Source organism: Cupriavidus sp. GW822-FHT03E04 (genome assembly GCF_058801495.1).
The window spans coordinates 67,405-87,885 of sequence record NZ_JBXANI010000025.1; the positions used below are offsets into that span (position 1 = coordinate 67,405).

General features: G+C 66.3%; 19 protein-coding genes. 6 read left to right on the forward strand and 13 right to left on the reverse strand.

Annotated features, from left to right (window positions below):
• Positions 1-10 precede the first annotated feature (10 nt).
• Genes AC1RQC_RS30765 through AC1RQC_RS30775 form a run of 3 tightly spaced genes read left to right on the forward strand, consistent with a single transcriptional unit; the run spans position 11 to position 3,365 of the window.
• Positions 11-1,174, forward strand: a complete 1,164-nt coding sequence (locus tag AC1RQC_RS30765; protein WP_492373447.1) for an ATP-grasp domain-containing protein — start codon at positions 11-13, stop codon at positions 1,172-1,174.
• Complete coding sequence (locus AC1RQC_RS30770; protein ID WP_492373446.1) at positions 1,171-2,313, forward strand: GNAT family protein; 1,143 nt, start codon at positions 1,171-1,173, stop codon at positions 2,311-2,313. The genes AC1RQC_RS30765 and AC1RQC_RS30770 overlap by 4 nt, the downstream gene beginning before the upstream one ends.
• Positions 2,310-3,365: a Rieske 2Fe-2S domain-containing protein gene (locus tag AC1RQC_RS30775; RefSeq protein WP_492811586.1), complete on the forward strand. Its 1,056-nt coding sequence runs from the start codon at positions 2,310-2,312 to the stop codon at positions 3,363-3,365. The genes AC1RQC_RS30770 and AC1RQC_RS30775 overlap by 4 nt, the downstream gene beginning before the upstream one ends.
• Before the next feature lie 3 nt (positions 3,366-3,368).
• Here AC1RQC_RS30775 and msrQ read toward each other — a convergent pair whose 3' ends face one another.
• The 8 genes from msrQ to AC1RQC_RS30815 form a co-directional block, all read right to left on the reverse strand.
• Complete coding sequence (msrQ, locus tag AC1RQC_RS30780; RefSeq protein ID WP_492811584.1) at positions 3,369-4,052, reverse strand: protein-methionine-sulfoxide reductase heme-binding subunit MsrQ; 684 nt, start codon at positions 4,050-4,052, stop codon at positions 3,369-3,371.
• A 14-nt stretch (positions 4,053-4,066) separates the two neighbouring features.
• Complete coding sequence (gene msrP, locus AC1RQC_RS30785; protein ID WP_492885575.1) at positions 4,067-5,068, reverse strand: protein-methionine-sulfoxide reductase catalytic subunit MsrP; 1,002 nt, start codon at positions 5,066-5,068, stop codon at positions 4,067-4,069.
• Positions 5,069-5,288: 220 nt separating this feature from the next.
• Positions 5,289-6,113, reverse strand: a complete 825-nt coding sequence (locus AC1RQC_RS30790; RefSeq protein ID WP_492885577.1) for an anti-sigma factor family protein — start codon at positions 6,111-6,113, stop codon at positions 5,289-5,291.
• Positions 6,110-6,667, reverse strand: a complete 558-nt coding sequence (locus tag AC1RQC_RS30795) for an RNA polymerase sigma factor (RefSeq protein WP_492885579.1) — start codon at positions 6,665-6,667, stop codon at positions 6,110-6,112. The genes AC1RQC_RS30790 and AC1RQC_RS30795 overlap by 4 nt, the downstream gene beginning before the upstream one ends.
• 24 nt (positions 6,668-6,691) lie before the next feature.
• A complete protein-coding gene (locus AC1RQC_RS30800) occupies positions 6,692-7,144 on the reverse strand; it encodes a COG4315 family predicted lipoprotein (RefSeq protein WP_492373442.1) in 453 nt (150 codons plus the stop codon).
• A 148-nt stretch (positions 7,145-7,292) separates the two neighbouring features.
• Complete coding sequence (gene ccsB / locus AC1RQC_RS30805; RefSeq protein ID WP_416050398.1) at positions 7,293-8,465, reverse strand: c-type cytochrome biogenesis protein CcsB; 1,173 nt, start codon at positions 8,463-8,465, stop codon at positions 7,293-7,295.
• A gap of 45 nt (positions 8,466-8,510) precedes the next feature.
• Positions 8,511-10,706 (reverse strand): cytochrome c biogenesis protein ResB, encoded by a 2,196-nt coding sequence (locus AC1RQC_RS30810; protein ID WP_492373441.1) that lies wholly within the window; start codon positions 10,704-10,706, stop codon positions 8,511-8,513.
• A gap of 158 nt (positions 10,707-10,864) precedes the next feature.
• Positions 10,865-11,524 carry a c-type cytochrome gene (locus tag AC1RQC_RS30815; RefSeq protein ID WP_492373440.1) on the reverse strand — a complete coding sequence of 220 codons (660 nt, stop codon included), beginning with the start codon at positions 11,522-11,524 and terminating at the stop codon, positions 10,865-10,867.
• Positions 11,525-12,094: 570 nt separating this feature from the next.
• Here AC1RQC_RS30815 and yihA point away from each other — a divergent pair.
• The 3 genes from yihA to AC1RQC_RS30830 all read left to right on the forward strand — a co-directional run bounded on the left by yihA (position 12,095) and on the right by AC1RQC_RS30830 (position 15,508).
• Positions 12,095-12,823, forward strand: coding sequence for a ribosome biogenesis GTP-binding protein YihA/YsxC (gene yihA / locus AC1RQC_RS30820; protein WP_492387272.1), 729 nt, complete (start codon positions 12,095-12,097; stop codon positions 12,821-12,823).
• A gap of 326 nt (positions 12,824-13,149) precedes the next feature.
• Complete coding sequence (gene hemB / locus AC1RQC_RS30825) at positions 13,150-14,142, forward strand: porphobilinogen synthase (protein ID WP_492376018.1); 993 nt, start codon at positions 13,150-13,152, stop codon at positions 14,140-14,142.
• A 10-nt stretch (positions 14,143-14,152) separates the two neighbouring features.
• Entirely contained in the window at positions 14,153-15,508 is a 1,356-nt protein-coding gene (locus AC1RQC_RS30830; protein ID WP_492885581.1) for a magnesium transporter CorA family protein, read from the forward strand.
• Positions 15,509-15,552: 44 nt separating this feature from the next.
• Here the strand turns inward: AC1RQC_RS30830 and dsbD are convergent, their stop codons facing one another.
• The 5 genes from dsbD to rpsD all read right to left on the reverse strand — a co-directional run bounded on the left by dsbD (position 15,553) and on the right by rpsD (position 20,463).
• Complete coding sequence (dsbD, locus tag AC1RQC_RS30835; RefSeq protein ID WP_492811683.1) at positions 15,553-17,496, reverse strand: protein-disulfide reductase DsbD; 1,944 nt, start codon at positions 17,494-17,496, stop codon at positions 15,553-15,555.
• A gap of 118 nt (positions 17,497-17,614) precedes the next feature.
• A complete protein-coding gene (gene cutA / locus AC1RQC_RS30840; protein ID WP_441637904.1) occupies positions 17,615-17,959 on the reverse strand; it encodes a divalent-cation tolerance protein CutA in 345 nt (114 codons plus the stop codon).
• A 160-nt stretch (positions 17,960-18,119) separates the two neighbouring features.
• Positions 18,120-18,515, reverse strand: coding sequence for a 50S ribosomal protein L17 (gene rplQ / locus AC1RQC_RS30845; RefSeq protein WP_006160427.1), 396 nt, complete (start codon positions 18,513-18,515; stop codon positions 18,120-18,122).
• A 161-nt stretch (positions 18,516-18,676) separates the two neighbouring features.
• Positions 18,677-19,657, reverse strand: coding sequence for a DNA-directed RNA polymerase subunit alpha (locus AC1RQC_RS30850; RefSeq protein WP_006160428.1), 981 nt, complete (start codon positions 19,655-19,657; stop codon positions 18,677-18,679).
• A 182-nt stretch (positions 19,658-19,839) separates the two neighbouring features.
• Positions 19,840-20,463 (reverse strand): 30S ribosomal protein S4, encoded by a 624-nt coding sequence (rpsD, locus tag AC1RQC_RS30855; RefSeq protein WP_492376020.1) that lies wholly within the window; start codon positions 20,461-20,463, stop codon positions 19,840-19,842.
• Positions 20,464-20,481: the final 18 nt, after the last annotated feature.

Consider the following 20,481-nt stretch of genomic DNA (forward strand, 5'->3'; position numbering starts at 1 on the left):
CGCCCCCCCAATGGCCCCCAGCGTCCTGATCCTGGGCGGGCGCGCGCCCGTGGCGCTCGATCACGCGCGCCGCTTTGCCTGCCAGGGGTGGCGCTCGGTGGTGGCGGACAGCATCCCCTGCCATACGGCCGGCGCATCGCGCGCCGTCTGCGCCACCGTGCGGCTCGCGCCGCCGCGGACCGAGCCGGCCCGTTTTGTCGAGGACCTGCGCCAGGCCGTGCACCAGCATCGCATCGACCTGGTGGTGCCAACCTGCGAAGAAGTCTTCTTTCTCTCCCGCCACCGCGCCAAGCTGCCGGCAACACTCACCGTGGCCGTCGACGACTTCGACAAGCTGCGCGGCCTGCACAGCAAGTGGCAGTTCCTGGCGCTGGCGCGTGAGTGCGGATTTCGCGTCGCCGACAGCGCGCTGGTGGACTGCCTCGGCCAGGCACGCGCCTGGGCCGGCGCCACGCCGCTGGTGCTCAAACCCGAGTATTCCCGCTTCGGCGCACACCTGCGGCTGTACCCGCAAGGCGTACCCACCGCTGCGCCGCCGCTGCCCGCACACGGCCGCTGGGTGGCCCAGCACTTTGTGGCTGGGCCGGAAATCTGCTCCTACAGCATCGCGCATCAAGGCCGGCTGCTCGCGCACGCTGCCTACCGCCCCGCCCACCGGCTCAGCCAAAGCGCCAGCTTCTACTTTGCGCACCATGAATCCGCCGCTATCCAGCGTTGCGTCGAAACGCTGGTGGCCAGGATCGGCTTCACCGGGCAGATCGCCTTCGACTGGATCGAGGCCGATCCGGCCCACCCCACCGTGCTCGAATGCAACCCGCGCGCTACCAGCGGCCTGCATTTGTTCGGCCTGGACGACGCCGTGCCGGCGGCGCTGGCCGGGGACGCGGCCGTGCGTGACTGCATCACGCCATCGGCGCAGCGCCCGCGCATGATCACCGCGGTCATGGCGAGTGCCGGGCTCTACGACATGGCAAGGCGCGGCAGGCTGGGAGAATGGCGCCGGGCCTTTGCCGGCGCCGACGACGTGATCACCCGGCCCGGCGACCGCGCGCCGCTGCTGGGCGCCCTGCGCGATCTTGCCGCCTACGGGCGGCTTGCCCTCAGCCGGCGCTGCAGCCTGCGGGCCGCCACCACGCGGGATATCGAATGGGATGGCGAGGAGCTCTCGCCTTGACGATGCTCTCGGGCGACAACGGCGCAGCATCGCGATTCAATCGCTGCGCGCAAAGCCTGTCGGCGCTGCATGCCCGGGTGCCCACCCCGCAACTCGTACGCAACCTGCAAAGCCAGGTCGGCCTGCTCCGTGCCGGCGATTGGGCCATGCCGGTCACGGTTGACAGTGGCAAAGCCGATGCCACCGCGGCCTGGGTCTGCTCTCCGCTGACCACATATTGCCGCTACGCGGGCGAGGAAATCGACCGCCATCTGCACGGCGCGCTGGCGTTGCCGCTGCGCCTGCTGTGCCGCGGCTACGGTCGCTGGCTGGGCGCTGCCGGCGTCGACCGCGCGGTGGCCATCAACAATTGGCTGCTGTCGACCAACCTGTATCCCGCGCTGGACACCAGCGCGCTGCAACACACCATCGCCCAGGCCCGCGCCCGCTGGCCGCGCCACGCGCTGTGGTTTCGCTCGCTCAATACGCGCCAGCACCCCGACTGGCTGGCGGCACTGGCGGCCGAGGGTTTCAGCCTGGTACCGAGCCGCCAGGTGTGGTGCTTCGAGGCCGCGGACCTGGCCAAGGGACGCCATGCCAACCTCAAGCGCGACCTGCGCGAGATGCAGCGCTCCGAGCTGGCACGAGCCGGCAACGAAAGCATCGGGGCAGCCGCCGGCCGGGAGGATGACTACGAGCGGATCGCCGCCCTCTACGGGCTGCTGTACCTCGACAAATACTCCCGCCTCAACCCGCACTACACCGCCGCCTTCATGCGCCACTGGCATGAGGCGGGGCTGCTGGAGTTGCATGGCTGGCGCGACAGGCAAGGGCAACTGCAGGCCGTGGTGGGCCTGTTCGTGCAGGGCGGCATCATCACCGCGCCGGTGGTCGGCTACAACACGGCCCTGCCGGCCCCGCTGGGGCTGTACCGGCTGCTGATGGCAACGGTGTTCGCGCGCGCCATCGAGACCGGCTGTGGCATCAACCTGAGCGCTGGCGCGGGCCACTTCAAGCGCCTGCGCGGCGGCCAGGCGGCAATCGAATACAGCGCGGTGTATGCGGCGCACCTGGCGCTGCCGCTGCGCGCCGGCATCGGGCTGCTGCGCTCGCTGGCCACGCACGTCGGGGTGCCTGTCATGCAACGGTTCCAGCTATGACGTTATCCACACCCTGGCCAGAATCCGTCTTCTCGCAATGGTTCGCCGTGGCGCGCAGCAGTGCGCTGCATACCCGCCCGCTGGCGGTCACGGTGCTGGATCGCCCACTGATGCTGGCACGCCTGCCCTCCGGCGAGATCCTGGCCTGCGAGGACCGCTGCCCGCACCGGCAAGCGCCGCTGTCGCATGGGCGCATCGGCCCGCTTGGCGTGAGCTGCCCGTACCACGGCTGGACCTTCGGCGCGGACGGGCGCTGCAGCGCGGTGCCCGGATTGGCGCCCGAAGCCTGCCTGCCGCAGGTTGGCGTGCGTCGCCTGCCGGTCCTGGAGCATGACGGGCTGGTCTGGCTGCGGCCGGGCCCGGAGATGCCCGCGGCCGACAGCCAAGCCGCGCAGGACTCGCGCTCACTGCCGGCGCCGGTCGCCACCCTGCCCGCCGGCTCCCGGCGCTTCCTGTGGCAAAGCCGCTGGCAAGCCCATGTGCTGGACGCGATCGAGAACTTCCTGGATCCGTTGCACACGCACACGGTGCATCCTGGGCTGGTGCGCAAGGATGGCGAACGCGCGCCGGTGCGGGCCCGCTTGTCGAATACGCCACGGGGGTTCACGGTCGACTACCTCGACCAGCCGATGCAGTCCGGGCTGCTGTATCGCTTGTTCGAGTCGCCACGGACCGGCGAGAGCGCGCATTTCAGCGGCGCGGGCACGGCCCAGATCGACTATCGCTACGCCAACGGCAGCCGGCTCTGGATCACGCTGAATTTCACACCGGAAAGCACGACGCAAACCCACGTATTTGCCACCCTGCACGTGGCCGGGCGATGGGCGCCGGCATGGGCGGTGCGGTTGCTGGCATGGCCCCTCTTGAGGCGCGTGGCGTGTCAGGACCAAGCAATGCTGGCGCTGCAATCCGACAACCTGCGGCGCTTTCCGGGGCGGCGCCACTGCTCGACGGAGCTGGACCTGGTCCGGGGCCATCTTGAATCCCTATGGCTCCCCCAAGCTGGGCAGCCGCCCCGCCCTGCCGAGCGCGAAATCACGCTCTACCTTTGAGCTCTACCGCTGTGCGTTGAGGCCCGTTGCGGGCTTGCGCCACCACCACCAGACCCGCATCGCCAACAAGCCGAACACCACGGCGGCATAGATCGATACCGTGCCAAAGTCGTGCTTGCCTGCCTTATGCCACCAGTAGTGCAGGATCGCCAGCACGGCGATGGCGTACACCGCCCGGTGCAGCCCTTGCCAGCGCTTGCCACCCAGCCACTTGACCATGGCATTGGCCGAGGTGGCCGCCAGCGGCACCATCAGCACGAAGGCGGCAAACCCCACCGTGATGAAGGGGCGCTTGGCGATGTCCTTGATCATGTAGGCCACATCGAAGCCCCGGTCCACGGCAAGCCACAACAGGAAATGCTGCAGCGCGTAGAAGAAGGCAAAGAGCCCGAGCATGCGGCGCAGCCGGATCAGCCAGTTCCAACCCGTGAGCCGGCGCAGCGGCGTCACCGCCAGCGTGACGCACAGCATGACCAGCGTCCAGGTGCCGGTCGAGCGCGTGACGAACTCCAGCGGATTGGCGCCGAACTGATCGGCAAAGCCGAGATAAAGCAGCCGCAAGAAAGGCAGCACGGCAAGCAGCCACACCGCCACCTTCACCGTGCGCACGCGTTCCGGCGCAAGCATCGCGAGCCCGCGCTGCCCGGCCGCCCGCGACGGGCGCACTGCCAGGCGCGATGGGGACATATCCGGTGGCGCCATCAGAAGAACTTCCGCAGGTCCATGCCCTGGTACAGCGATGCCACCTGCTGCGCGTAGCCGTTGAATGGCAGCGTCTTGCGCTTGGGCGCGAACAGCGCGCCAAAGCCGCTGCCTTTGTCCTCGCCGATGCGGCGCTCCGTGGCCTGACTCCAGCGCGGGTGATCCACGTCCGGGTTCACGTTGGAGTAAAAACCGTACTCCTGCGCCCCGGCCAGGTTCCAGCTAGTGGCGGGCTGCTTGTCGACGAAGCGGATCTTGACAATGGACTTGGCACTCTTGAAGCCGTACTTCCAAGGCACCACCACACGCACGGGCGCGCCGTTCTGGTTGGGCAGCACCTCTCCGTACAGGCCAAAGGCCAGCAAGGTCAGCGGGTGCATCGCCTCATCCATGCGCAGGCCTTCGGTGTAGGGCCAGTCCAGCACGCGAGCGCTGACGCCCGGCATCTGCTTCTTGTCGTTGAGCGTGACGAACTCCACGTACTTCGCGCCCGGCTGCGGCTCGACGCGGCGGACCAGCTCGGCCAGCGCGTAGCCGCTCCACGGAATCACCATCGACCAGCCCTCGACGCAGCGCAGCCGGTAGACCCGCTCTTCCATCGGCATCAGGCGCACGAGTTCGTCGATGTCGTAGACCTTGGGCTTCTTCACCAGGCCTTCGACCGCGACCTGCCACGGCCGGGTCCGCAGCGTGCCGGCATTGTGCGCCGGGTCCGCTTTGTCGGTACCGAATTCGTAGTAGTTGTTGTACGTGGTGACATCCTCGTAAGGCGTGCGCTTCTCGGGCACCACGTAGGCATTGTTGGGCGTGGCCGGCAGCCTCTGCCCGCGCGGCGCCTGGGCATGCGCATCACGTGCGAACCATGGCGCCAGCGTGCTCCCCGTTGCGCCCGCGGCAGCCAGCGCCAGCAGGCGGCGCCGCGCGTCGAAAACACCGCGGGGCGTGATCTCGCTGGCGGCAATGTCGTCGCCGCGTAGCCATTTCGGAGAGGGGATCAGCATCGTTGTTCCTCGTTGCGTGCCATATGCAAAATGCGGTTCACCGTTCGTGCCTGGCCCGGGCGGGGCCCCCCTGCACGATTGGACTTGCGCTTGAGTCGGTTGGAGCGAGGGAATCCTGACATCTTTCTTTAAGGCCCGTCGTCGTCGCCTCGCCCGGCCTTCGTATGCATTGTGGCCGGCAAACGGATGCAGGGTGCCCCGCGCAACGCATGTGTGAGGCTCAACCGCCCTGATACTGCCGGTAAACAGCCTCCGCCAGTGCCAGCAAGGGTGCACGTTCCAGCGGCCCGGCCAACGCGAAGCCAAGATCCCGGTCTACCCAGTAAAAGGCCATGGTACGCGCCGCAGCGGCGGGACGCTCGCTTGGCCCCGGGCCCATGCGCTCCAGCCGGAAGCCCGTATCGGGCGTGTCGCGCGCCATGTGCCGCAGTTGCAGCGACAGCCGGGTGCCGTCGTCGGCCTCGTACATCAGGATGGCCGACGGGCCGCCCTCGGCCACCCCGAGACGGCCCCCGATCAGGTGGAATCCCTGGGCGCGCAGGTCCGGCACCCGCAGCGGTGCCCCCAGGCGCTTGGACAGCCAGGCAACAAGATGGGCTTCATCGGTGGCCGCCACCTCGACCGGATGGCGCACCTCCGGCGCATAGACGACATGGCTGGCCAGCGCTTCGCGCGCGAAGCGCTCCACCGACGGCGCCCCGGCCGCCAGCGTGTCCGCGCGATCGTGCGCAATCCACCCGATTGCGCCGCCTACCGCCAGCGAGGCAAGGCTGCCGGCCAGCGCCATGCTCCAGCCAGTGGGTCGCCGCGCCGCATCGCGGCGACTGCCGCGCAGCCTTGATGGAAGTGCCGCCAGCGGCACGGATTCATTGAGCACGCCGTCGAATGCCGCGTGCAATTCTTCTGTCTGCCGCCGCCAGCCTCCCACGCGCTCCCCGGCCTCGGGATGGGCGGCCAGGTACGCCTCCACCTCGGCGCGTCGGGCGGGATCGAGCTGGCCATCGGCATAGGCGTGGAGATCGGCTTCGTTGACTGGGGACATCATTTGACTCGCTGCAGTCCGGCCGCGCGGCCGGCGGCCTGCGGGTTCGCCTCGGCCGCCTTGGCTGGCGCGCCGTCCATCAGCATGCGCATCTGCTCCCGAGCCCGCGACAGCCGCGACATCGCGGTGCCCACCGGCACCGCCAGCACCTGCGCCGCCTCGGCGTAGCTAAGCTGCTCCAGGCCGACCAGCAGCATCACCGCGCGCTGCGCCTCGGGCAAGCGGGCCAGCGCCCGCGCCAAGTCCAGCCGCAGGCCGGGCTCAGGCGCAGCACTGGGTACGTCGGGCAGCGTGTCGGTATAAGTCACCAGGTCGGCGCGACGGTACGCGTTCACACGCAGCCGGTGCATCATGGTCAGCAGCCAAGACAGCAGTCCATCCGCGCCATCGCCCCACCAGGCGCCCGCGCGCAGGCGAAAGCGCCAGCGGTAGCGCAGCGCGCGCTCGAGCGTGTCCTGCACCAGGTCGTCGGCGGACGCCGCGTCACCGGTCAGGCCCCGGGCGTGGCGCCGCAAGCGCGGCGCCAGCGCCACCAGTTGGCGGTCGAAGCCGTCCATGCCGTCAGGCCGCCCTCACCCGTATCAAGGCGTTGCCGCGTGCCAGGCGTTGTTGAAGTTGTCGCCCGCGCGGTCGCCCGGCTTGGCATCCTTGGAGAAACGGTAGAGCGGCTTACCGCGATAGGCCCATTGCTTGCCGCCATCGTCGCGCGTGATCACGCTGTAGTCGCCCGTGGCGCTGGTGCCGGGCGCGGCCATCAGGGGTGGCCAGTTGGTGGCGCAGCCGCCATTGCAAGCGCTCTTGCCGGCCGTGTCACGATCGAACGTGTAGAGCGTCAGGCCCTGGGGATCGGTCAACGTGCCACCGGCAACTTTCACCGTGGGCGGCATATTGCCGGCGCTGCTACCCATGCCACCCATGCTGCCCATGCCCGAACAGGCGGACAGCAGGACCGCGGCGGAAGCGAGCGCGAGCACGGCGGGACGGGACAACGATGCGAGGGAAGCGACTACTGCGTTGGGACGGGAAAGGGCCATGATGTCGATCTCCATGCGATGCGGCACCGCCAGCCGGCGCCGTCCCTTCAGTAAACACCGGATGTGACGGCTTTATTCCATTCGGGCGAAAAAAAACCTGCCGCATCGGGGGATGGGCAGGTTTTCTCGTTGCGGCGCAACACCCGGATCAGAGTTCGCCGTAGCTATGCAAGCCGGAAAGGAACATGTTGACGCCCAGGAAGGCGAAGGTCGTGACCAGCAAACCCACCAGCGCCCACCAGGCCGCCATGGTGCCGCGCAGGCCCTTCATCAGCCGCATATGCAGCCAGGCCGCGTAGTTCAACCAGACGATCAACGCCCAGGTTTCCTTGGGGTCCCAGCTCCAGTAGCCGCCCCAGGCCTCCGCCGCCCACAGCGCGCCCAGGATGGTGGCGATGGTGAAGAAGGCAAAGCCCACCGCGATCGACTTGTACATCACATCGTCGAGCACTTCGAGCGAGGGCAGACGCTCGGCGAGAATGCCGTGCTGCTTGAGCAGGTAGGCCACCGACACCATGGCGGCCAGGGCGAAGGTGCCGTAGCCGATGAAATTGGCCGGCACGTGGATCTTCATCCACCAGCTCTGCAGCGCTGGCACCAGCGGCTGGATTTCGCTCGCGTCGCGGCTGACCGTATACCACAGCAGGAAACCCACCGCCGCCGATACCACCAGCATCACGAACGGCCCCAGCGCACGGGTCTTGTAACGGCCTTCGTAATACAGGTGGAACAACGAGGTGATCAGCGTGAACAGCACGAACACTTCGTACAGATTGGAGATGGGGATGTGGCCGATGTCGGCGCCGATCAGGTAGGACTCGTACCAGCGCACCAGCATGCCGGTAAAGCCCAGCACCACCGCTGCCCAGACCATCTTGCTGCCGATCTGCAGCCCGGTCTCCGAGCGCGCCAGCAAGCCGCCCCAATAGAACAGGGTGGACAGGAACACCAGGGCGCTCATCCACAAGATGGCGGACTGGCTCGACAGGAAGTACTTGAGGAAGAAGGCCTGCTCGGCGCGCGGCAACTGGCCCTGGTAGAGCTGGATCGCGAACAGCGACAACACGGTCAGCGTCACCATCAGCAGCCGCACCGGCTTCCAGTGCCATCCCAGCAGCGCGAAGGTAGGCACCGCGGCGATCAGCACGCCCTTGTCGTAGACATTCATCCACTCGCCGTAGCGCGCCAGCGCGAAGCCCGCGCCCACTGCCAGCATCAAGGCAAAGAGCCAGTCGACCCAGCCCAGCCGGCGCAGGAACGACGGCTCCAGGTAGGCCTGCTCGGCGTCACTCGCGGCAACGCCCGCCGGACTCTCGTGCATGCCCGGCCGGGCCCGATTCACATTCGAAGACATAGTGGTTCCTGCTTAATTGCGGGCGCCGGCCGTGTCGATGCTGCCGGCGGCACGGCCTACATCGTCGCGCAGCGCGACAAACTCTTTCTCGAAATCCAGTGTACGGCGCTGCGTGGACATGGCCATCAGCACATGGCTGGCGGCGCCCTGCCCGCCGGCGGTTCCCGCGGGGTCCGCGGGATCCGCGGGATCCTTCACCCAGAGCCAGACGCGGCGCTCGCGGATGTAGAACATCGAGAACACGCCCAGCACCAACAGCAGACAGCCAAGATACACGATGTTCTTCCCTGGTGCACGGGTCATCTGGAACACGCTGGCCTTCACTTCCGTGAAGTCGTCGAGCTGCAGGAAAACCGGCGCGGTGTAGAAGAAACTGTCGGACAGCGCATTGATGGCTTGCTGCATGAAAGCGCCGCTCTGGGCACTATTTGGCACCACCGGCAGCTTGTCTTGCGCGCGCGCCAACTGCCAGAGTTCCCACATCGAGCCATTGAGGATCTTCAGCAGCACATCCGCGGCTTTCTGCTGCTCGGCCGGCGGCACGGACTTTTCCAGAAAGGCGGCAATCGCGGTGAAGCCGCCCGGCGGGGCTTGCGGGTTGCTGCGCGAGGCACCTGCAAACAGGTCGAGCGCACGCAGGGCGCTCTCGGCCAGCTGGCCGCGCAAAACTTCGCGGCCATCGCCCGGCATCGAGGCAAGTGCGAAGCGGCGCGCGGCTTCGCTGCGCATCGCGCGGTCCTGGAGCGCGGCACGCAGGCGCATCCAGTCCGCCACGCTGTTTTGCTCGTCGGCCGGGATGCGCAGGTAGCGGAACGGCTCGCTAGGCGTATCCCGCATGCCGGCAAGGAAGACCGACTGGCCATCGAGTTGCACCGGCACCATGTAGTTGTTGAATTCGCGGGCCTGGCCGTTGCGGTCGCGCAACTTGTACTGCACCGAAGGGCCAACGTTGCGCAACTCCTTCGCACGGTCAGGATTGACCGCCGAGCCCAGGTGAGACTCGAGCTTCTCGTTGAGCGACTTGCGCGCAACGCCACGCGCGTCCGGCTTGCCCGATGCATCGGTGACGTTCTCGATATTCATCAGGCGGAAATCGCTGAACTCGACCGTCAACCCCTCGGCGTCGGCCGCGTTGCCCGTGCCGGTCAGTGGCGCGTTGGCGCCCACGGTGCCGGCAAAGGCAAAGGTCTTGTCGCCAATACCCTGCATCGGGTAGCCAACGAACTTCAGCTTGGAGCCACCATCCTCGAAGCTGGACTGGTAGATGGCCACGCCATCCACCACCAGCGGCTCGTTGACCTTGATGGTGGCCTCGGTCTTGCGGCCGGTGGCGCGGTCCGTGATGACCACGTCGGAGGCGAACAGCTTGGGCATGCCGGTCGAGTAATGTTCGACGGTGAACTTCTTCAGCGTGATATTGAACGGCAGGTCCTGCACCAGCGCGCCGTCCGAGATATTCAGGATAGCGGTGGACACCGTCGAGCCTTCCGGCACGAAGGCGTTGCCGCGAAAGCCCGGATTGTTGACCGACAAGCGGTGCTCAGGCGGGATGTCGTTGATTACTGCGTTGCCGCTGATCGGGCTCTTGCCGCCAAACCACATCTGCGCGCGGATCAGCATGTCGCCATCGAGCAGGCCGCCGACGCAGATCACCACGATAGCGGTGTGCGCGAGGATGTAGCCGAGCTTGTTGGCCGCGCCCGCCTTGGCGGCCAGCAAGGTGGCGCCTTCATGCGCAACGCTCTTGATGCGGTAGCCGCGATTGGCCAGCAGCGCGGTGAGGCGCGTCACCGCATCGGCGCGGGGGCGGCCTGAATCGAACTCGGCATGATGGTGGAAGGACCGCAGGCTGCGCTCACGCACGTGGTCCTTCCACGAGCGCATATCCTTGATCATCTTGGGCGCATTGCGGGTCAGGCAAAGCGAGGTGGAAATCACCAGGAAGGTCAGGATCAGCAGGAACCACCAGGAGCTGTAAACCTTTTGCAACGACAGCGCGTGGAACAGGTCAGCCCAGAAAGGGCCGAACTGGTTCACGTAGTTGGGATAGGGCTCGTTCTGCTTGAGGACGGTGCCGACCACACTGGCAATCGCAATCACCGTCAGCAGCGCGATAGCGAAACGCATCGAGGACAGCAGCTCAACCGCGTCGCGTAGCAGGCGGTGAGAAGTCTTCAGGTGCAGTCCTGACGTGGAAGCGGTGGACATGTGCAGTGGGGCCCTCGGCCTTGAAATGAAAAAGGGTGGACTTGCTCGCGCAGGCCACCCTCTTCGATTGTTGCCGGGCTGCTTGGTTGCACCTGGGCGTGGTGCCTCGCGAGTGACGAGGCCCGCTGCAGTGCTCCGGCTACCCGGCGCGGAACGACTTAGCGAATCCCTGCGACGTAATCGGCCACAGCCTTGATCTCGGCGTCCGACATCTTGGCGGCGATGGTGGTCATCACGGGATTGTTCTTGCGGGTGCCCTGGCGGAACGCAACCAGTTGCGCTTCAGTGTACTCGGACCATTGGCCGCCGATGCGCGGGTACTGGGCCGGAATGCCGGCGCCGGTGGGGCCGTGGCAAGCCGCGCAGGCCGGCACGCCCTTGGCCGCGATGCCACCGCGGTAGATCTTCTGGCCGGCTTCGATGGTGTCCTTGTTCTTGGCGGTGGCAGGCTTCTGGGTCTGCTTGGCCAGGTAGGCGCCGACGTCCTTCATTTCCTGCTCGGACAAGGCGGCCGCGTACGGCGACATGATGGCGTTGTTGCGAGCCTTGGCTTTGAAGTCGTCGAGCTGCTTGTGCACGTATTCCGGATGCTGGGCGGCCAGCTTCGGGTTGGCGGCGCCGCCGCTGTTGCCGTTGGCGCCATGGCAGCTCAGGCAAGCCGGGACATTGCGATCAGGGGCACCTTGCGTGTAGAGGGTTTCGCCCTTGGCCGGATCAGCCTTTGCGGCGGCCTGCTCTGCGGCAGATGCCAGACCGGTCATGGCAGTTGCCGGCAGAGCCAGCGCCACAACAGCCAGAAGTTTCGCAATGCGGTTCATTCGCACACCTTGTCTGAATTGTTTTGAATTCCATGGGGCACGCCGTTCAGCACACTGCCCGCGGTGAGGACGCGATGGACAGGCACTTTGACATCGGAAATTCATCACGACGGACCGCCGGCTCGCCTGAAGCTAGAAAACGCCCAGGCGAAAGCCGGATGGCACCGCCCCCATGCGAACGAGAGCGGCAGACCGTGCGAATATCCCGGTAGCAGGCCCAGACCCCCGGTTGGCCCTCTTGCGCTGGCGCCAGGCTTCGGCGCCATAACAGGGACTAGACCAACAGGCTTGCTACCACGATGGAACGGACACGCAAGACTTCCCTGCCAGATAAATGCGCGACCAAGGATGCCGCGCGTCACCTAATCGAGAGGCCGTTAACCGCGTTATTGTACAATAAATCGTGTGCCGGATAGAGGATGTGCGCGCCGCGACGCGGCCAGACGCCAGCCCCGGCCATCCAGGCGGCCGCATGTGCCGCCCACCTCACTCACATCGGCGCGGTGACGCCGGCGAACCCGCCTGAATCCAGGCGGCAGCCCGCCCCCACCCGCCCCATCGCCCAAGCGCATGTCCCTCCTACATCAGGCCCGCTTTTTCGTTACCGTCAATCATCTGCGCGACCTGCCTGCCACGGCTGTGCCGGAAGTGGCGTTCGCCGGCCGCTCCAACGCCGGCAAATCCACCGCCATCAACATCTTGTGCAACCAGAAGCGGCTGGCTTTTTCGTCGCGCACGCCAGGCCGCACCCAGCACATCAACTTCTTCGGCGTGGCCCCGGTCAAGGCGCCGGACCCGCTCGCCTTCCTCGTCGACTTGCCCGGCTACGGCTATGCGCAGGTCTCGGGGTCGGCCAAGTTCCATTGGCAAGCGTTGCTAAGCGACTACGTGCAGACCCGCTCGCAACTGTCCGGCCTGGTGCTGATGATGGACGCGCGCCGCCCCTTTACCGACCTGGATTGCCAGATGGTCGAGTGGTTCCTGCCCACGGGCCGGCCCATTCACGTGTTGCTGACCAAGGCTGACAAGCTGACCAACAGCGAGAACGCCCTGGCCCTGCGCGAAACCCGCAAGGTGCTGGCCGGCTACGCGGAACAGCTCGACACGCCCGTCCCCCTGACCGCGCAGCTGTTCTCCAGCCTGAAGCGCCGCGGCATCGAGGAAGCCCAGCGCGTGGTGGCGGGCTGGCTGTCCCTGCCCGAGGCCCTGCCCCCGGTGGCCACGGACAGCAAGGCCGCGGCAGCGCCGCAAGCCGAACCGGATGCTGGCGATATCCCCCCCGAAGCGCCCGCGAACTGATCCTCCGCCCCCCTGCGCGTACCCACTCCTGCGCTGCCCCCCTGCCGAACCGGCAATTGCACCGGTACACGAGCGGGCAAAAAAAACCCCGTTGCAAGCAACGGGGGCGAACTTTCCCACCGGTTAAGGGCGGGTACCCGCTCAGGGAGGAGTAGCGGGGGACGCTGCATCACGCGAGCGCAACGCAGAGTGTCCGCGAGTATGATAGCGGGCGAGATCAAAAGTTTAGTTTTTCTTTCGCAAGCGGCCTGCTCAGGCACTCGCCAGCCACATCGCGCCAGCCGCCCGGCAGACTCCCGCACTTCTTTTCCGACTCCTCTCAAGCCATGTCCACTTTTCCCGAGTACCGTCCGCGCCGCATGCGCCGTGATGATTTCTCACGCAGGCTGATGCGCGAGAACCGCTTGTCGCCAGATAACCTGATCTATCCGGTATTCATCGTCGACGGCCAAAACCAGCGTGAGAGCGTGGCGTCCATGCCCGGCGTGGAGCGTCTGTCGATTGACCTGTTGCTGCCGGTGGCGGAAGACTGCGTGAAACTCGGCATCCCGGTCATCGCGCTGTTCCCGGTGATCGATCCGGTCTTGAAAACGCCCGACGGCATCGAGGCGACCAACGCCGAAGGCCTGATCCCGCGCGCCGTGCGCGCGCTCAAGGACCGATTCCCGGAACTGGGCGTGCTGACCGACGTGGCGCTGGATCCGTACACCAGCCACGGCCAGGACGGCGTGCTGGATGACGACGGCTACGTGATCAACGACGTCACCGTGGAGATCCTGGTCAAGCAGGCGCTGACGCAGGCTGCGGCCGGCGTGGATATCGTGGCGCCCTCGGACATGATGGATGGGCGCATCGGCGCCGTGCGCGCGGCGCTGGAAGACGGCGGGTATATCCATACCCGGATCATGGCGTACTCGGCCAAGTTCGCCTCGGCCTTCTACGGCCCGTTCCGCGATGCGGTGGGCTCGGCGGCCAACCTGGGCAAGGGCAACAAGATGACCTACCAGATGGACCCGGCCAACTCCGACGAAGCCCTGCGCGAAGTGGCGCAGGACATCATGGAAGGCGCTGACATGGTGATGGTCAAGCCCGGCATGCCTTACCTCGACATCCTGCGGCGCGTGAAGGACGAGTTCCGTTTCCCCACCTACGTCTACCAGGTCAGCGGCGAGTACGCGATGCTCAAGGCCGCAGCCCAGAATGGCTGGCTGGATCACGACAAGGTCATGATGGAATCGCTGCTGGCCTTCCGGCGCGCCGGCGCCGATGGCATCCTGACCTATTTCGCACGCGACGCCGCTCGCCTGCTCACGCGCTGAACCGGCCCGGATGCAGCTGCTAGGCTTTTCCGCCAGCCAGGTCCATCCGCTCGCCTCGCTCGACGCGGCGCGCGACTTCCTCGCCGGCAATGCAGCGGCCCGTTTCGTCTGGGTCGACACGCCGATCGAGGAAATCAGCGCCGCGCCGACGGCCTGGCGCGACAGCGTCCAGGCGCTGACGGGCGCCCCGGTGCTGGACCTGCATCTCATCGATGCCACCAACCCGTCGCATCCGTCGTATTTCGATACGACGCATGCCTACGACATGGTGATCTTCCGCAAGCTTACCTTCGAGACCAGCCGGCTGATCGCCGAGGCTGGCGCAGAGGGGGCGGCGGCATCCGGAACGAGTACGAGCACGACGGCAACGGCGGCGGCCTCAGCCACCGCCGCGATGGACATGCCGACGATGCCGGGCCAGCCCGTGGCTTCGGCCACGGCCTGCGCGACAGCCGGCCCGCAATCCGCGGCAAGACCCAGTACCTCAGCCAAGCCGCGCCGCTACCCGCCGGGCTTCCTGCCCGCGCTAGCCAAGATCGATACCCAGCCGGTCACGTTCTTCGTCTTTGACAACGTGCTGCTGACGGTACGGCCCGCGCAATCGCGCACGCTGGACCAGGTGCGCCAGCGCCTGCTTGAACTGTGCCAGGCGCCGCGGCCGCAAGCGGCGTCAAAGACACGGGCCAACGGCCACGCCGCGCTGGTGCATGGCATCCGCCCGCCAACGCGCCCGGAAGACCTGATGCTGCGGCTGCTCAACGCCATGGTCGACCGCTACCTGGACCTGCGTGCGCCGCTGACGCGCCAGCTCGACCGGTGGCAGCGCGCGCTGCTTAACGCGCGGCGCAGCTTTTCCAGCTGGGAAGGCTTGCTCGATGCCCGCATCGAGCTGCGGCGGCTGGAGCACCTGTGCGAGGAGCAGCACGACGCGCTGCAAGAGTTCCGCGACAGCCTGCTCGACAACAGCTATAGCATCGCGAGTGAAGGGCCCGCCACAGGCACTCCAGGTACGCCAAGCACGGCGGGCCGCGACGATGCGCTGCTGGTGCGGATCAACGACGTGATGGAGCACGTCTCGCGCGTGCTCGCCCATGCGCGGCGGCTGGAGGACTCGATCGAGTCCGCGGTGCAGATTCACTTCTCTTCGGTGGCGCACCGCACCAATCGCACCATGCGCACGCTGACGCTGATCACCGCGCTGTTCATGCCGCTCACGCTGATCACCGGCATCTTCGGCATGAACTTCGACCGCATGCCGTGGCTGCGCGAGCCCCAGGGCTTCTGGTGGTCGCTGGGGCTGATGGGGGCGGTGGTGGTGGTGCTGGCCGCGGTATGGGCGCTAGGGCGCCGGCTGGAGCAAAGCTAGCCGACGCCAGCCGAAGCTGGCGCCTCGGGTATTTCAGGTATGTCTCAGGTACTAGCCTTGGTATCGAGCGCGCGCGACAACGTGTCGAGAAACCGTGTGGCCGGCTGGTAGCCGATCGCGCGGACCGGCCGCTCGCGCCCGTCGGCGCCGTACAGGATGATGCCCGGGGGGCCGAACAGGCCGAAGCGCTTGAGCAGCGCGCGGTCATCGGCGTTGTTCCGGGTGACATCCGCCTGCAGCATCACAACCTCGGACAGCCGCGCCCGCACGCGCTCATCGGTAAATGTGAAGCGTTCCATCTCCTTGCAGCTCACGCACCAGTCCGCATAGAAATCGAGCAGCACCGGCTTGCCGGCGGCAGCGGCCTGCGCCACGCGTGCATCGAGCTCCGCAACTGAGCGGACGCGCTCGAACCGTACGTCGGACGCGCCGCCGGCCGCCGCTTCCGGCGCCGAGCGCGCGGCGCTCAGGTGCGCCAGCGGCTGCAGGGGGTCCCGGCCGCCGGAGGCCAGCCCGACCAGGAGGATGGCGCCTGCCAGCGCCGCCAGCAGGCCCAGGCCCTTGCCTACCCTGGCCAGGCCATGCGCATCTGGGCCGAGTGAATCGAAGGCGCTCAGGAAGACCGCACCAACCAGCAGCAGCGCAGCCCAGCCCGCCATCAGCGCCCACGCGGGCAGCACCGGGCTCACCATCCAGAGCGCCACACCCAGCAGCAGGAAGCCGAAGAAGCGCTTGGTCGTCTCCATCCAGCGTCCGGCGCGCGGCAGCAGGTTGCCCGCTCCCACGCCCACCAGCACCAGCGGCACGCCCATGCCGAGCGCCATGGCAAACAACGCACCGCCGCCGACCACAGCATCGCCAGTGCGCGCGATATAGGCCAGCGCGCCGGCCAGTGGCGCCGTCACGCACGGCCCGACGATCAGCGCGGAGATTGCGCCCATGGCTGCGGCACCGGCAAGCTGCCCGCCCTGGCGGCGGTTGGACGATGCCGTCAGCCGGGTCTGCCAGTGCTGCGGCAGCTGCAGCTCATAGAGACCGAACATGGACAGCGACAGCGCCACCATCAGCAGCGCAAAGGCAGCCAGCACCCACGGCGCCTGCAGCGCCGCGGAGAGGCCCTCACCCAGCAGGCCCGCCGCCACGCCGATCCCCGTGTAGACCACTGCCATGCCGAGCACATAGGACAGCGATACCAGCAAGGCACGCTTGCGCGTAACGTGCTCGCCCACCACGATCGACGACAGGATGGGCACCATCGGCAACACGCACGGCGTGAAGGTCAGCAGCAGGCCCAGGCCGAAGAACAGCGCTGCGATCACGCCGAGGTTGCGGCTGGCCAGGGCGCCGGCGATGCGGTCGTTCTCGTCGGCCGTCGGGGCCAGCAGGGCGGGGGAGGGGCCGGCCGCGTCGCCGCTTGCGGCGGCCGGGTTGTTGCCGATGCTGCTGGAATCCGCCGGTGCCCGTTTGCCGAACAATCCGTCAAGCACACCACCGCCGACCTTGAACACACTTTCCTGCGGCGGATAGCACAGGCCTTTGTCGGCACAGCCCTGGGAAGTCACCACCAGCGACCATTTGCCGTCGGCCGGTGCAGACTCCACCGGCACGCGGATGGTCAGCCCGCCGTGATAGGTTTCCATCTCTTTGCCAAATGTCTCGTCGAACTTGACCTTGCCGGGCGGGAACACCGGCGCACCGAGCTTGACGGATGCAGGCTGCGCCGCAAAGGCAAAGCGATCGCGGTAGAGGTAATAGCCATCCGCCACGTCGAAGCGAACCTCGATCGTCTTCGCATCGACCTGATGGGCAGCAAACCGGAAGGCCTGTTCCGGCGGCAAGAAGTCGTCATCGGCGCCATGCGCTACGCCGGCGAGGCACAGCCAGAGTGAGGCCAGCAGCATGATCAGCAGCCGCACTGCGGCACTATGCCGCACGGCTTGCCCAGCCCCCGAACCACCCGACGCGTTCGCGCTCACACCGAAACTCATGCCCTGCCTTTGAAATGTCATTCGTCGTATCCGCATTGCGCTCGCATCATAGCGCCGGTCACCGGCCGCGGTGCTTTATTGCCAGCATCAGTGTGAGTCGGCGCAGCGACCGCCATCCTTACGCACTGTCGCCTTCGTCTGTGGCCGTTCGGGTCTCGTGCGCCACCCAGGCCAGATAAGGCGCGAATCCCGCGACCAGCGGCATTGCCACGATCTCAGGCACCTCGTAGGGGTGCGCGAGCCGAATCGCTGCCTCCAGCGCGGCATAACGCTCCTGGGTGGTTTTGATCATCAGCGGCCACTCGCGTGCGCTTTCGATCTCACCTTGCCACCAGTACTCGGACTCGCACGGCGCCAGCCGGTTCACGCATGCCGCCAACCTCGACTCCAGCACGGCCCTTGCAACACGCCCCGCGGACTCGGCGTCCGGCAGCGATGTCATCACCAAGATTGCTTCGCTCATCAGATCGTCCTCCCAGGCCACAGCCGGCCCGGCGGCCAGACCCTGGCGCGCCAGCCCCGGAAAACAAAAGAGCCAGGCATGTAGCCTGGCTCGATTGTAAGCGGTGTCCGCGCGGCTCGCCGCGACCAACGGTCGCAAGCGGGCCGGGACGGAATCAACCTTATTCGCCTGCTTCTTCAGCCGGCGCTTCGGTGATTTCCGGGCGGTCAACCAGCTCGACCAGCGCCATCGGCGCATTGTCGCCCTGGCGGAAACCGAACTTCAGGATACGGGTGTAGCCACCCGGACGCGCGTTGTAACGCGGGCCGAGTTCGTTGAACAGCTTGGTGACCATGTCGCGGTCGCGCAGACGGGCGAAAGCCAGGCGGCGGTTGGCAACGGTGTCCTTCTTGGCCAGCGTGATCAGGGGCTCGACAACCTTGCGCAGTTCCTTGGCCTTGGGCAGGGTGGTCTTGATCAGCTCGTGCTGGAACAGCGAGTTGGACATGTTGCGCAGCATCGCGAGGCGGTGCGACGAGGTGCGGTTCAGTTTCCGCAAACCATGACGGTGACGCATGATGATTCCTTTATTGCAATGTTTGACCAGCTCTTCTATCGCTTGGCCGGAGCAATCTCCGGTTCGGCGCGGGCCGGTAGTCTATTAAGGCAGCCGGCACATGCCGGTCGCCGCGATGACCTGGCGCGGCGGCTGGGCAAGCCCGCCACCGCGCCTGGCTATTACTTCTCCAGCCCTGCGGGCGGCCAGTTCTCGAGCTTCATGCCGAGGGTCAGACCGCGCGAAGCCAGCACTTCCTTGATTTCGTTGAGCGACTTGCGACCCAGGTTCGGGGTCTTGAGCAGCTCATTCTCGGTGCGCTGGATCAGGTCGCCGATGTAGTAGATGTTTTCGGCCTTCAGGCAGTTGGCCGAACGCACGGTCAGCTCCAGGTCATCGACCGGGCGCAGCAGGATCGGATCGATCTGCGGCGTGCGGCTCGAAGCGGCTTCCGCCGACGACTCGGTGCCTTCCAGCGCGGCGAACACCGACAACTGGTCGACCAGGATGCGCGCCGATTGACGAATCGCTTCTTCGGGCGAAATCACGCCGTCGGTTTCGATGTTCATCACCAGCTTGTCGAGGTCGGTACGCTGTTCCACACGAGCCGATTCGACTGCGTACGAAACGCGGCGCACCGGCGAGAACGAAGCGTCCAGCACGATGCGGCCAATGACCTTGCCCGCTTCGTCGCCGAACTTGCGCACGTTGCCCGGCACATAACCACGGCCTTGTTCGACCTTGATCTGCATATCGAGCTTGCCGCCGGCCGACAGGTGAGCGATCACGTGGCCGGGGTTGATGATCTCGACATCGTGGGGCAGCTCGATATCGGCAGCCGTCACAACGCCTTCGCCTTCCTTGCGCAGCGAGACCGTGACTTCGTCGCGGTTGTGCAGCTTGAAGACCACACCCTTCAGATTCAGCAGCAGGTTGACTACGTCTTCCTGCACGCCATCGATGGTGGAGTACTCATGGACCACCCCAGCGATCGTGACTTCGGTCGGGGCATAACCGACCATCGACGACAGCAGCACGCGACGCAGGGCGTTACCGAGCGTATGGCCATAGCCACGCTCGAACGGCTCCATCACGACCTTCGCGTGATGGTCGCCGAGCGGCTCCACGGCAATAATTTTAGGCTTGAGTAGTGCTGTTTGCATTAGGTTGTCCTTTTCAATACCCTCGGCTCGTTACACCGATAAGGCTGACGTTTGGAACCTGAAAATCCCATCGCACGATGGGCAATAAGCCCGACGCGCGGCAGCGCGTCGGGCTGAATGTGAAGCTTGGCGGGAAACGCAAGCCCCTGGCCGTTCGATGGTGTCGGTCAGAATTCGAGTGATTAACGCGAATACAACTCGACGATCAGGCTTTCGTTGATGTCACCCGAGATATCGGCGCGATCCGGCACTTGCTTGAATGTGCCTTCGAACTTCTTCGCGTCCACGGCAACCCATGCCGGGAAACCCGATTGCTCAGCCAGCGACAGCGCTTCGGCGATACGGACTTGCTTCTTCGACTGCTCGCGGATGGTGATGATGTCACCAGCCTTGACTTGTGCCGACGGCACGTTCAGGGCTTGACCGTTCAGCAGGATCGCCTTGTGCGACACCAGCTGGCGCGCTTCAGCGCGGGTCGAGCCAAAGCCCATGCGGTACACGACGTTGTCCAGGCGCGATTCCAGCAGTTGCAGCAGCTTCTCGCCGGTGTTGCCCTTGCGGCGGTCGGCTTCAGCGAAGTAGCGGCGGAACTGGCGCTCGAGCACGCCATAGATACGCTTGACCTTCTGCTTTTCGCGCAGTTGGTTGCCGTAGTCGGAGGTACGTGCACCCGAGGTGCGGCCATGCTGGCCCGGCTTGCTGTCCAGCTTGCACTTGTCTGCAAGCGAGCGGCGTGCGCTCTTCAGGAACAGGTCGGTACCTTCACGGCGGGAGAGTTTGGCCTTCGGGCCGATATAACGTGCCACTTTATCTTCCTTCCTGAT

Excerpts from the sequence above, each read along its gene's own strand:
- AC1RQC_RS30795 (WP_492885579.1), bottom strand. The coding sequence starts at position 6,667 with ATGGACGGCTTCGACCGCCAACTGGTGGCGCTGGCGCCGCGCTTGCGG.
- AC1RQC_RS30765 (WP_492373447.1), top strand. The coding sequence starts at position 11 with ATGGCCCCCAGCGTCCTGATCCTGGGCGGGCGCGCGCCCGTGGCGCTC.
- rplQ (WP_006160427.1), bottom strand. The coding sequence starts at position 18,515 with ATGCGTCACCGTCATGGTTTGCGGAAACTGAACCGCACCTCGTCGCAC.
- msrP (WP_492885575.1), bottom strand. The coding sequence starts at position 5,068 with ATGCTGATCCCCTCTCCGAAATGGCTACGCGGCGACGACATTGCCGCC.
- yihA (WP_492387272.1), top strand. The coding sequence starts at position 12,095 with ATGTCCCTCCTACATCAGGCCCGCTTTTTCGTTACCGTCAATCATCTG.
- dsbD (WP_492811683.1), bottom strand. The coding sequence starts at position 17,496 with ATGAGTTTCGGTGTGAGCGCGAACGCGTCGGGTGGTTCGGGGGCTGGG.
- AC1RQC_RS30800 (WP_492373442.1), bottom strand. The coding sequence starts at position 7,144 with ATGGCCCTTTCCCGTCCCAACGCAGTAGTCGCTTCCCTCGCATCGTTG.
- ccsB (WP_416050398.1), bottom strand. The coding sequence starts at position 8,465 with ATGCACGAGAGTCCGGCGGGCGTTGCCGCGAGTGACGCCGAGCAGGCC.
- AC1RQC_RS30775 (WP_492811586.1), top strand. The coding sequence starts at position 2,310 with ATGACGTTATCCACACCCTGGCCAGAATCCGTCTTCTCGCAATGGTTC.
- AC1RQC_RS30815 (WP_492373440.1), bottom strand. The coding sequence starts at position 11,524 with ATGAACCGCATTGCGAAACTTCTGGCTGTTGTGGCGCTGGCTCTGCCG.
- AC1RQC_RS30810 (WP_492373441.1), bottom strand. The coding sequence starts at position 10,706 with ATGTCCACCGCTTCCACGTCAGGACTGCACCTGAAGACTTCTCACCGC.
- AC1RQC_RS30830 (WP_492885581.1), top strand. The coding sequence starts at position 14,153 with ATGCAGCTGCTAGGCTTTTCCGCCAGCCAGGTCCATCCGCTCGCCTCG.
- cutA (WP_441637904.1), bottom strand. The coding sequence starts at position 17,959 with ATGAGCGAAGCAATCTTGGTGATGACATCGCTGCCGGACGCCGAGTCC.
- AC1RQC_RS30790 (WP_492885577.1), bottom strand. The coding sequence starts at position 6,113 with ATGATGTCCCCAGTCAACGAAGCCGATCTCCACGCCTATGCCGATGGC.
- msrQ (WP_492811584.1), bottom strand. The coding sequence starts at position 4,052 with ATGTCCCCATCGCGCCTGGCAGTGCGCCCGTCGCGGGCGGCCGGGCAG.
- AC1RQC_RS30850 (WP_006160428.1), bottom strand. The coding sequence starts at position 19,657 with ATGCAAACAGCACTACTCAAGCCTAAAATTATTGCCGTGGAGCCGCTC.
- hemB (WP_492376018.1), top strand. The coding sequence starts at position 13,150 with ATGTCCACTTTTCCCGAGTACCGTCCGCGCCGCATGCGCCGTGATGAT.